The sequence below is a fragment of the Vibrio navarrensis genome, from assembly GCF_015767675.1.
Classification (GTDB): Bacteria; Pseudomonadota; Gammaproteobacteria; order Enterobacterales; family Vibrionaceae; genus Vibrio.
This window is the reverse complement of record NZ_CP065217.1, coordinates 3,524,022-3,534,271: the sequence shown is the minus strand read 5'-3', so window position 1 is coordinate 3,534,271 and position 10,250 is coordinate 3,524,022. Positions and strand designations below refer to the sequence as shown.

Here is a 10,250-nt window from a genome sequence, read left to right as displayed (position 1 = left end):
GGTGCCCCCACGGATGTAAGAAATGATCGGAAAAGATTGGCAATTTTACCTGTTGATAACCGAGATCGCCAGCGATTGATCGAGGATCCAGTGAATAAGATCCAAGTTATTCACAATATTTTCGACAGATTTTGCGAGATCATCACACCTTGCCCGCGCTTTACCCACATAAGGATCCACTTTTCCCAGGATCTTCGCCATTTATCCCCAGAACCACCCAAGCGCGCTACCATCTGGTTATGAATCATAACAACTTGTTATTTATTCTAATGAGACAATTCACATTAACATCACGTCCTATAATTCTGAGGAGTCACAAAATGAAAAACTGGATTAAAGCAAGTATTGCTGCCATTGCTCTGTCTGCCGCGACCACCCAAGCTCTCGCGCAAGATGTAGTAAAAGTGGGGATGTCTGGCCGTTATTTCCCATTTACTTTTGTACAGAAAGATAAGCTGCAAGGGTTTGAAGTCGACATGTGGGATGAGATCGGTAAACGCAATGGCTACCAAATCGAGTACGTGACGGCAAACTTCTCAGGTCTGTTTGGTTTGCTAGAGACCGGACGCATTGATACCATCTCCAACCAGATCACCATCACGGAAGCACGTAAGGCGAAATACCTGTTTGCTGACCCGTATGTGATCGATGGCGCGCAAATCACGGTGCGTAAAGGCAACGACAGCATTCAAGGCATTGGCGATCTCGCAGGCAAAACCGTCGCGGTCAACCTTGGATCGAATTTTGAGCAGTTGCTGCGCAGCTATGACAAAGATGGCAAAATCAAGGTGAAAACCTACGAAACGGGCATTGAGCATGATGTGGCGCTCGGCCGTGCCGATGCGTTTGTCATGGACCGTTTGTCTGCGCTGGAACTGATCAAAAAAACTGGCCTTCCGCTACAATTGGCAGGTCAGCCGTTTGAAACCATCGCCAATGCGTGGCCGTTTGTGAATAATGAGCGCGGTGCCAAGCTGCAAGGCGAAGTAAACCAAGCTCTCGCGGCGATGCGTGCCGACGGTACGGTAGAGAAAATTTCTCTGAAGTGGTTTGGTGCTGATATCACTAAGTAAGTGCACGCACACTCGATAACTCTGTTTTTTACTCAAGGTGGAAGCGCGTATTCCACCTTTTCTCGTCTTTAAAGGTAAGTGATATGGGATTTGATTTTAACTATATGCTCGAGCTATTGCCGATCCTGCTCAAGTACCTCGGTACGACGATGGAGATGGCCGCGTGGGGATTAGTCTTCTCTCTGATCCTTGCCGTGGTACTGGCCAATCTGCGCGTCTTCCGTGTTCCGGTGTTGGATCAGCTTAGCCAACTGTACATCAGCTTTTTCCGTGGCACCCCACTGTTGGTGCAACTGTTCCTGCTTTATTACGGTTTGCCGCAAGTCTTTCCTCTGCTGGTGGGCATCGATGCCTTTTCCGCCGCCGTGATCGGTTTAACGCTGCACTTCGCCGCATACATGGCGGAAAGCATCCGCGCCGCCATCATCGGCATCGACCGGAGCCAGATGGAAGCGAGCTTGTCGGTCGGCATGACCACCAGCCAAGCGATGCGCCGCGTCATCCTGCCACAAGCGACCCGCGTAGCCCTGCCTTCCTTGATGAATTACTTTATCGACATGATCAAATCCACCTCGCTGGCGTTTACTTTAGGCGTGGCCGAAATCATGGCCAAAGCGCAGATGGAAGCGTCGTCCAGTTTCCGCTTTTTTGAGGCCTTCCTCGCGGTGGCACTGATTTATTGGGGCGTGGTGTTGATTCTCACCCGCGTGCAAACTTGGGCCGAAGCCAAACTGAATAAGGCGTACGTACGATGATTAAACTGAGCAACATTCATAAACGCTACGGCGACAGCGAAGTCTTGAAAGGGATCGACATTGAGATTGAGCAAGGCGAGATCATCGTCATCATCGGTTCAAGCGGCACTGGGAAATCGACCTTATTGCGCTGCGTTAACTTTCTTGAGCAAGCCGATCAAGGCACCATTACCATTGATGACATCCGTGTCGACACGCAAAATCACAGCAAAGCCGAAGTATTAGCGCTGCGCCGCCGCACGGGGTTTGTGTTTCAAAACTACGCGCTGTTTGCCCATCTGACTGCGCGACAAAACATTGCCGAAGGCCTAGTGACGGTACGTGGCTGGAAGAAAGCCGATGCCCTCAAGCGCGCGCAGCAAATTTTGGACGACATCGGCCTTGGCGACAAAGGTGACAGCTACCCAGCCGCGCTCTCCGGCGGTCAGCAACAACGCGTCGGCATTGGCCGCGCCATGGCACAGCAACCTGAACTGCTGCTCTTCGATGAGCCGACTTCAGCGCTCGACCCAGAATGGGTCGGCGAAGTACTGGCGCTGATGAAAAAACTCGCCACGCAACATCAAACCATGCTGGTGGTGACGCATGAGATGCAATTTGCCAAAGAGGTCGCCGACCGAGTGATCTTTATGGCCGAAGGAAACATTGTTGAACAAGGATCTCCACAGGATATCTTCGATAATCCACAAGATCCTCGACTGCAAAAATTCCTTCGCCAAGTTGGAGAGCGGTAAAGATCCCGACAAAGATCGCGAGATCCTTGAGATTTTACTCACACTCCGTATAATCCCCCGGCGGATTTTTTTACAGCCCTGCAAAGATTGACACTTTGTGTGACTGTGATTACAATTCCGCCTCTTTGTTGAGAGGCGTCGGTTATTCTTCTTTAATAAAGAGCTTCTTTATATAAAGAAAGCACAATGCCCACGCCGGGTTTAACAAGAACCTAAAACTACTGATCAGTAAGGTAATTACAATGGCTACTAAACGCACTTTTCAACCTTCAGTTCTGAAGCGCAAGCGTACTCACGGCTTCCGTGCTCGCATGGCGACTAAGAACGGTCGTAAAGTAATCAATGCACGTCGTGCGAAAGGCCGTGCGCGCCTGTCAAAATAATCACTAGCTTATTTTGAATACGTACGCGTTCAATCGGGAGTTACGTTTGTTAACTCCCGAGCATTATCAAAACGTCTTTCAGCAAGCTCACCGGGCTGGCTCTCCTCATTTCACTATCATTGCTCGCGATAATAACCTTTCTCATCCTCGTTTAGGCTTGGCTGTTCCCAAAAAGCAAATTAAAACTGCCGTTGGTCGCAACCGCTTCAAACGCATCGCTCGTGAAAGTTTTCGTAACACACAACATCAGCTTCCCAATAAAGATTTTGTTGTGATTGCCAAGAAAAGCGCGCAAGATTTGAGCAATGAAGAACTGTTTAAGTTGTTTGATAAGCTATGGCATCGCCTGTCTCGCCCTTCACGTGGTTAGCGATCGGACTCGTCCGTCTTTATCAAGGTCTCATCAGTCCTCTTCTCGGACCACGCTGTCGTTTTACTCCAACCTGTTCAACCTATGCGATAGAAGCGTTGAAAGCTCACGGTTTGGTAAAAGGATGTTGGTTATCAGGCAAACGTCTATTAAAATGCCACCCTTTGAACGAAGGGGGGTATGACCCCGTTCCACCAGTCCAAAAACAAGACAGAGATAAATAACGATGGATTCTCAACGCAATATCCTGTTAATCGCTCTGGCATTGGTTTCTTTCCTGCTGTTCCAACAGTGGCAAGTAGCAAAGAATCCAGCACCACAAGCGGCTACTCAGGCTCAATCAAGCAGTGCGCTACCTGCACCATCTTTTGCTGATGAACTGGACCCGTCTCCGGCTCAACAGGCATCGGCCAAACTCATCACAGTGACGACGGATGTCCTGACTCTGTCAATCGACACAGTGGGTGGTGATGTGGTAACCGCAGAACTGAACCAGTATGCGGCTGAGCAGAATTCTCCTGACGCCTTTGTGCTGTTGAAGGACATTCAAGGTCATCAATTTATCGCTCAAAGCGGCTTAGTCGGCCCACAAGGGATCGATTTGAGCAGCAGCAACCGTCCTCAATATCAAGTCAGTGCGGAGAGCTTTGCGCTGGCTGACGGTCAAGACGAGCTACGCATTCCAATGAGCTATGAAGCCAATGGTATGCAATACACCAAAACGTTCGTGCTAAAACGCAACAGCTACGCGGTGGACGTTGAGTTTGACGTGGTGAACAACTCTGGCAACAACGCCACTTTCGGTATGTACGCGCATTTGCGTCAAAATCTGATGGACGCGGGCGGCAGCATTACCATGCCAACTTACCGTGGCGGTGCCTACTCAAGCGAAGAGACTCGCTACAAGAAGTACAGCTTCGACGACATGCAAGATCGCAACCTGTCTGTTAACCTGCCAAATGGCGAAGGCTGGGCGGCGATGATCCAGCACTACTTTGCTGCCGCGTGGATCCCTCGTAACGAACCAGGCACTAACCTTTACACTCGCGTGATTGGCAACATGGGCGACATTGGCGTACGTATGCCAAACAAAACCATTGCCAACGGCGAAAAAGCGCATTTCAGCGCCACCTTATGGACTGGCCCTAAACTGCAAGATCAGATGGCTGCCACCGCGCCAAACCTTGATCTGGTTGTAGACTATGGCTGGCTATGGTTTATCGCCAAGCCACTGCACATGCTGCTGTCGTTTATTCAAAGCTTTGTCAGCAACTGGGGTGTGGCCATCATCTGCTTGACCTTCATTGTCCGTGGCGCCATGTACCCGCTGACCAAAGCGCAATACACCTCAATGGCGAAAATGCGCATGCTGCAACCTAAACTGCAAGCAATGCGTGAGCGTATCGGCGATGACCGCCAACGCATGAGCCAAGAGATGATGGAGCTGTACAAGAAAGAGAAAGTGAACCCACTGGGTGGCTGTCTACCACTAGTACTGCAGATGCCAATCTTTATTGCTCTGTACTGGTCGCTGATGGAATCGGTTGAACTGCGCCACTCACCTTTCTTTGGTTGGATCACAGACCTGTCTGCGCAGGACCCGTACTACATCCTGCCACTGCTGATGGGTGCTTCAATGTTCATGATCCAAAAAATGAGCCCAACCACAGTCACAGACCCAATGCAGCAGAAGATCATGACCTTCATGCCTGTAATGTTCACCTTCTTCTTCCTGTGGTTCCCGTCAGGTCTGGTTTTGTACTGGCTGGTATCGAACATCGTCACTCTGATCCAACAGTCTTTGATTTACAAAGCGCTGGAGAAAAAAGGCTTACACACCAAGTAAGTGAACTCAGAGTAAGGAAAGGCGGCCAAAAGGTCGCCTTTTTGTTTTTCGCTGATTACAATTCAGCTAACTGCTTTTTCAGGTCACTGCGACCACAAACAAATAGGTTTCTTTATGACAACAGATACGATTGTTGCCCAAGCCACTGCGCCGGGTCGCGGCGGTGTCGGGATCATTCGCGTCTCTGGGCCAAAAGCCGCTCAGGTGGCGCTGGAAGTGACCGGTAAGGCCCTCAAACCGCGCTACGCCGAGTACCTCCCTTTTACCGCGCAAGATGGCAGCGTGCTCGATCAGGGCATCGTCCTCTACTTCCCCAACCCACATTCGTTTACCGGCGAAGATGTCGTGGAGTTTCAAGGCCACGGCGGCCCGGTCGTGATGGACATGCTGATTAAGCGCATTCTCACCATCAAAGGGCTTCGTCCAGCGAGACCCGGAGAGTTTTCTGAGCGCGCCTTTCTCAACGACAAAATGGACCTCACTCAAGCCGAAGCGATTGCCGATCTGATTGACGCCAGCTCAGAAGAAGCGGCCAAATCGGCGCTCCATTCATTGCAAGGTCAGTTTTCCAAACGCATCAACACCTTGGTCGAATCCTTGATTCATCTGCGTATCTACGTTGAGGCCGCGATTGATTTTCCTGAAGAAGAGATCGATTTTTTGGCGGACGGCAAAGTCGCAGCCGACCTGCAAGGGATCATCGATAACCTTGATGCGGTGCGCCAAGAAGCTAACCAAGGTGCAATTATGCGCGAAGGGATGAAGGTGGTGATAGCCGGACGACCAAACGCAGGAAAATCCAGTCTGCTCAACGCACTTTCCGGTAAAGAGTCCGCGATTGTCACTGACATTGCTGGCACCACCCGTGACGTGTTGCGTGAGCACATCCACATCGATGGCATGCCACTGCACATCATCGATACCGCGGGCCTGCGTGATGCATCTGACGAAGTGGAGAAAATAGGTATTGAACGTGCGTGGGATGAAATTCGTCAAGCTGATCGCGTGCTGTTTATGGTCGATGGCACCACCACCGAAGCGACTGATCCTCAAGAAATCTGGCCCGATTTTGTTGACCGCCTGCCCAGCAGCATCGGCATCACGGTGATCCGTAATAAAGCCGATCAAACCCAAGAAGAACTTGGGATCTGCCATGTTAGTAACCCGACCTTGATCCGCCTTTCTGCCAAAACAGGTCAAGGGGTTGATGCGCTGAGAAAGCACTTGAAAGAGTGCATGGGCTTTTCTGGCCAGAGCGAAGGGGGCTTTATGGCCCGCCGCCGCCACCTCGATGCGTTGCAACGCGCCGCAGAGCACCTGCAAATCGGCCAAGAGCAGCTTGAAGGCTACATGGCCGGGGAAATCCTCGCGGAAGAGCTACGCATCGCTCAGCAGCATTTAAACGAGATTACCGGTGAGTTCAGCTCTGACGATTTGCTCGGCCGAATCTTCTCCTCGTTTTGTATTGGCAAATAATCGACTTGTTGCAAAGCAGCCTCCGGGCTGCTTTTTCAATACCTGTAAACACTGGCATAAACCATCTCATTGACGCGGCTGCCTTTTTAAAGCCGACACTTCCTCTCTTGGAGGAAATCGCGCATCATAGACTCGATAACGAATGCAAACCGTTTAAAGGAAGATCTATGATCCACATTATTACAGGCAGCACCTTAGGTGGGGCCGAATATGTTGGAGATCACTTAAGTGATCTCCTCAATGCCGAAGGATTGGAAACCACCATCCACAACCAACCTGAGTTAAACGAGATCGCCAATCAAGGCATTTGGTTGATCATCACCTCCACCCATGGTGCGGGCGAATACCCAGACAATATCCAACCCTTTATTGCCGCTCTGCAGAATACGCCTCCCAAAATGAGTGAGGTGCGCTACGCGGTGATCGCGATTGGTGATTCGAGTTACGACACCTTCTGCGCCGCCGGCCAACACGCCCATCATCTGCTGCAAGACATTGGGGCAACCCCAATTACTGAATGCCTCACTATTGATGTGCTAGAACATACCGTTCCAGAAGACGCTGCGGAAAACTGGCTGAAAAGTCACTTGCCTCTGTTGAGTTAAACCATCTCACCCAGTTCTTTCTCGCCTGCTGTAACGGCAGGCGTTTTATCCACGAGCCATCCCCTGCCATTTAAACTGCTTATTTCTCATACAAACCACCTGTGGATAAACATAGACAAATCCAGTGATCTTCCTATAGTTATCCCAATAACAACTTATCCACTCGCGATGGGCTGTGTATAACTATCGATTTTGATCCCAGCTAATCCTCATGCTGATCAAATCATGATCACACGATATGATCTAAAAAAGATCCATGATCTTATTGATCATTTCCCGCTTATCCACAGGTAGGTAGGATCCTAATAATAGATCCAGTAAAAGATCCTATATAAAGATCTTTATATATATTTAGTCTTCACTTTGATCCGCGCTAAGAGAGAAAACAATTTTCACTCACTGATAAAGAAGGTAGAATACCGCTCTTTTATTTTCTCGATTGAATCTTTTGAATACCTGAGGTCGGTTCATGCTTTATCACGAAAACTTTGACGTCATTGTTGTCGGTGGCGGACACGCAGGAACGGAAGCCGCACTCACATCAGCTCGCACAGGGCAGAAAACCCTGTTGCTGACTCACAATATTGATACTTTGGGGCAGATGTCTTGTAACCCTGCTATTGGGGGTATCGGTAAAGGTCATCTGGTGAAAGAAGTGGATGCGATGGGCGGTTTGATGGCTGAGGCTATTGATCACGCAGGTATTCAATTTCGCACCCTAAATGCCTCAAAAGGGCCGGCTGTACGAGCAACGCGTGCACAAGCGGACCGTGCTTTATACAAAGCCTATGTGCGTCATGCATTGGAAAACACGCCTAATCTGACCCTGTTCCAACAAGCTGCCGATGATCTGATGGTGGAAAACGATCGTGTCTGCGGTGTGGTTACCCAGATGGGGCTCAAATTCCGCGCTAAAGCAGTGGTATTGACCGTCGGCACCTTCCTCGGGGGTAAGATCCACATTGGTCTTGAGAATTTCTCGGGTGGCCGAGCTGGAGATCCACCGTCGATCGCCTTGGCGGATCGTTTACGCGAGCTGCCTTTCCGTGTCGATCGTCTAAAAACTGGCACTCCACCACGCATCGATGCGCGCAGTGTCGATTTTTCACAGCTTGAAGTGCAACATGGCGACAACCCGACGCCCGTGTTCTCTTTCATGGGCAATCGCACGCAGCACCCACGTCAGATCCCGTGTTTTATTACCCACACTAACGAACAGACGCATGATGTGATCCGTAATAACCTTGATCGTAGCCCAATGTACGCTGGCGTGATTGAAGGGATCGGGCCTCGTTACTGCCCGTCGATCGAAGATAAGGTGATGCGTTTTGCTGACAAGAACAGCCATCAGATTTTTATCGAGCCTGAAGGACTAACCACCACGGAACTGTATCCAAATGGCATCTCGACCAGTCTGCCGTTTGATGTTCAAGTACAAATTGTCCGCTCGATGAAAGGGTTTGAGAACGCCCAAATCGTTCGTCCGGGCTACGCGATCGAATACGATTTCTTTGATCCGCGAGACCTCAAACAGACTTACGAAACAAAATTTATTCAAGGCTTGTTCTTTGCTGGCCAGATCAACGGCACCACTGGCTACGAAGAAGCGGCGGCGCAAGGTTTGATGGCTGGCCTCAATGCTAGCCTATTTAGCCAAGAGAAAGAGGGCTGGAGCCCACGTCGCGATCAAGCCTACATGGGGGTGCTCATCGACGATCTCTCGACCATGGGCACCAAAGAGCCCTACCGCATGTTTACCTCTCGAGCCGAATACCGTCTGCTGCTGCGTGAAGACAATGCAGACCTGCGTTTGACCGAGAAAGCGCGTGAACTTGGCCTGATTAGCGATGCGCGCTGGGCGCGTTTTAACCAGAAAATGGAAAACATGCAGCTTGAGCGTCAGCGCCTCAAAGAGACGTGGATGAATCCGAACTCGTCAGGCGTGGATCAGCTCAATGCATTGCTCAAGACGCCCATGTCGCGTGAAGCGAGCGGTGAAGATCTGCTACGTCGCCCAGAAATGAGCTACGACCTGCTGACTTCCTTACCTGCGTTTGCCCCTGCCATGGATGACCGTGAAGCGGCAGAACAGGTTGAAATCCAAGTGAAATACGAAGGCTACATTCAGCGTCAGCAGGATGAAGTAGAAAAATCATTGCGCTACGAGCACACCAAGTTGCCAAGCGATTTGGATTACAAAGAAGTCAAAGGGCTGTCAAACGAAGTGGTGCTCAAGCTCAATAATGCTAAGCCTGAAACCATTGGCATCGCCTCGCGTATTTCGGGTATCACTCCTGCGGCGATTTCAATTTTGCTGGTGCATTTGAAGAAGATCGGCATGTTGAAAGTGGGAGAAGAGCAACTATGAGTGCACTGCGCGCCAAGCTTGATGCCTTGATCGCCCAAACGTCGTTAGAGGTGTCGGATAAACAGCGTCAGCAACTGGTCGGTTACGTTGAGTTGCTCCATAAATGGAACAAAGCTTACAACTTAACCTCTGTGCGCGATCCGCTTGAGATGCTAGTGAAACATATTCTTGATAGCATCGTGGTGTCACCTCATCTGCGTGGCGAACGTTTTATTGATGTCGGTACCGGGCCAGGGTTGCCCGGGATACCTCTGGCCATCATGAATCCCGACAAAAGCTTCTTTTTGCTTGATAGCCTTGGCAAACGTATCCGCTTTTTGAAGCAAGTGGTGCATGAACTTGGTATTCATAATGTGACCCCGGTTCAAAGTCGCGTCGAAGCGTTTCAACCAGACGAAAATTTTGATGGTGTTCTAAGTCGTGCATTTGCTTCAATGACAGATATGGTGGAGTGGTGTCATCATCTGCCGAAAACCGATCACGGTGTTTTCCTCGCATTGAAGGGACAACACCCGAAAGATGAAATTGATCAGCTTCCTGACTGGTGCTGCGTGACAGAGATCATATCTTTGACAGTTCCCGAGTTAGAAGGTGATCGCCATCTTGTAATCTTATCGCGCAAGGAATAATAGCGAGGTCA

At 50.1% G+C, this 10,250-nt stretch carries 12 protein-coding genes; 11 read left to right on the top strand and 1 reads right to left on the bottom strand.

All coding sequences use genetic code 11. The features are described 5' to 3' along the window. Positions 1-45 precede the first annotated feature (45 nt). A complete protein-coding gene (locus tag I3X05_RS16775; RefSeq protein WP_171816684.1) occupies positions 46-201 on the bottom strand; it encodes a hypothetical protein in 156 nt (51 codons plus the stop codon). Positions 202-320: 119 nt separating this feature from the next. Here I3X05_RS16775 and I3X05_RS16770 point away from each other — a divergent pair, with 119 nt between their 5' ends. The 11 genes from I3X05_RS16770 (at position 321) to rsmG (ending at position 10,239) form a co-directional block, all read left to right on the top strand. Continuing rightward, positions 321-1,073, top strand: a complete 753-nt coding sequence (locus tag I3X05_RS16770) for an amino acid ABC transporter substrate-binding protein (protein WP_337970874.1) — start codon at positions 321-323, stop codon at positions 1,071-1,073. An 83-nt stretch (positions 1,074-1,156) separates the two neighbouring features. Next, on the top strand, positions 1,157-1,828 hold the full coding sequence (locus I3X05_RS16765) for an amino acid ABC transporter permease (RefSeq protein WP_039422334.1): 672 nt from the start codon (positions 1,157-1,159) through the stop codon (positions 1,826-1,828). Then, on the top strand, positions 1,825-2,562 hold the full coding sequence (locus I3X05_RS16760) for an amino acid ABC transporter ATP-binding protein (RefSeq protein WP_045569066.1): 738 nt from the start codon (positions 1,825-1,827) through the stop codon (positions 2,560-2,562). The genes I3X05_RS16765 and I3X05_RS16760 overlap by 4 nt, the downstream gene beginning before the upstream one ends. Positions 2,563-2,804: 242 nt before the next feature. Beyond that, complete coding sequence (gene rpmH / locus I3X05_RS16755; protein WP_011079039.1) at positions 2,805-2,945, top strand: 50S ribosomal protein L34; 141 nt, start codon at positions 2,805-2,807, stop codon at positions 2,943-2,945. Positions 2,946-2,991: 46 nt separating this feature from the next. Beyond that, positions 2,992-3,315 carry a ribonuclease P protein component gene (rnpA, locus tag I3X05_RS16750; RefSeq protein ID WP_039422349.1) on the top strand — a complete coding sequence of 108 codons (324 nt, stop codon included), beginning with the start codon at positions 2,992-2,994 and terminating at the stop codon, positions 3,313-3,315. Further along, positions 3,282-3,539 carry a membrane protein insertion efficiency factor YidD gene (gene yidD / locus I3X05_RS16745; protein WP_081947004.1) on the top strand — a complete coding sequence of 86 codons (258 nt, stop codon included), beginning with the start codon at positions 3,282-3,284 and terminating at the stop codon, positions 3,537-3,539. The genes rnpA and yidD overlap by 34 nt, the downstream gene beginning before the upstream one ends. A 2-nt stretch (positions 3,540-3,541) precedes the next feature. Next, positions 3,542-5,161, top strand: coding sequence for a membrane protein insertase YidC (yidC, locus tag I3X05_RS16740; protein WP_193187184.1), 1,620 nt, complete (start codon positions 3,542-3,544; stop codon positions 5,159-5,161). A gap of 114 nt (positions 5,162-5,275) precedes the next feature. Further along, positions 5,276-6,637 carry a tRNA uridine-5-carboxymethylaminomethyl(34) synthesis GTPase MnmE gene (mnmE, locus tag I3X05_RS16735; protein ID WP_045569064.1) on the top strand — a complete coding sequence of 454 codons (1,362 nt, stop codon included), beginning with the start codon at positions 5,276-5,278 and terminating at the stop codon, positions 6,635-6,637. A gap of 167 nt (positions 6,638-6,804) precedes the next feature. Next, positions 6,805-7,242, top strand: coding sequence for an FMN-binding protein MioC (mioC, locus tag I3X05_RS16730; protein WP_045569063.1), 438 nt, complete (start codon positions 6,805-6,807; stop codon positions 7,240-7,242). A gap of 469 nt (positions 7,243-7,711) precedes the next feature. Beyond that, positions 7,712-9,610, top strand: coding sequence for a tRNA uridine-5-carboxymethylaminomethyl(34) synthesis enzyme MnmG (gene mnmG / locus I3X05_RS16725; protein WP_045569062.1), 1,899 nt, complete (start codon positions 7,712-7,714; stop codon positions 9,608-9,610). Further along, the gene (gene rsmG, locus I3X05_RS16720; RefSeq protein WP_039440857.1) at positions 9,607-10,239 is read left to right on the top strand and encodes a 16S rRNA (guanine(527)-N(7))-methyltransferase RsmG; all 633 of its coding nucleotides are present in this window, start codon (positions 9,607-9,609) and stop codon (positions 10,237-10,239) included. Before mnmG ends, rsmG begins: the two co-directional genes overlap by 4 nt. Positions 10,240-10,250: the final 11 nt, after the last annotated feature.

Coding starts and splice junctions, on each gene's coding strand:
- yidC (WP_193187184.1), top strand. CDS start 3,542: ATGGATTCTCAACGCAATATCCTGTTAATCGCTCTGGCATTGGTTTCT.
- rsmG (WP_039440857.1), top strand. CDS start 9,607: ATGAGTGCACTGCGCGCCAAGCTTGATGCCTTGATCGCCCAAACGTCG.
- I3X05_RS16775 (WP_171816684.1), bottom strand. CDS start 201: ATGGCGAAGATCCTGGGAAAAGTGGATCCTTATGTGGGTAAAGCGCGG.
- rpmH (WP_011079039.1), top strand. CDS start 2,805: ATGGCTACTAAACGCACTTTTCAACCTTCAGTTCTGAAGCGCAAGCGT.
- mioC (WP_045569063.1), top strand. CDS start 6,805: ATGATCCACATTATTACAGGCAGCACCTTAGGTGGGGCCGAATATGTT.
- yidD (WP_081947004.1), top strand. CDS start 3,282: ATGGCATCGCCTGTCTCGCCCTTCACGTGGTTAGCGATCGGACTCGTC.
- I3X05_RS16770 (WP_337970874.1), top strand. CDS start 321: ATGAAAAACTGGATTAAAGCAAGTATTGCTGCCATTGCTCTGTCTGCC.
- I3X05_RS16760 (WP_045569066.1), top strand. CDS start 1,825: ATGATTAAACTGAGCAACATTCATAAACGCTACGGCGACAGCGAAGTC.
- mnmE (WP_045569064.1), top strand. CDS start 5,276: ATGACAACAGATACGATTGTTGCCCAAGCCACTGCGCCGGGTCGCGGC.
- I3X05_RS16765 (WP_039422334.1), top strand. CDS start 1,157: ATGGGATTTGATTTTAACTATATGCTCGAGCTATTGCCGATCCTGCTC.
- mnmG (WP_045569062.1), top strand. CDS start 7,712: ATGCTTTATCACGAAAACTTTGACGTCATTGTTGTCGGTGGCGGACAC.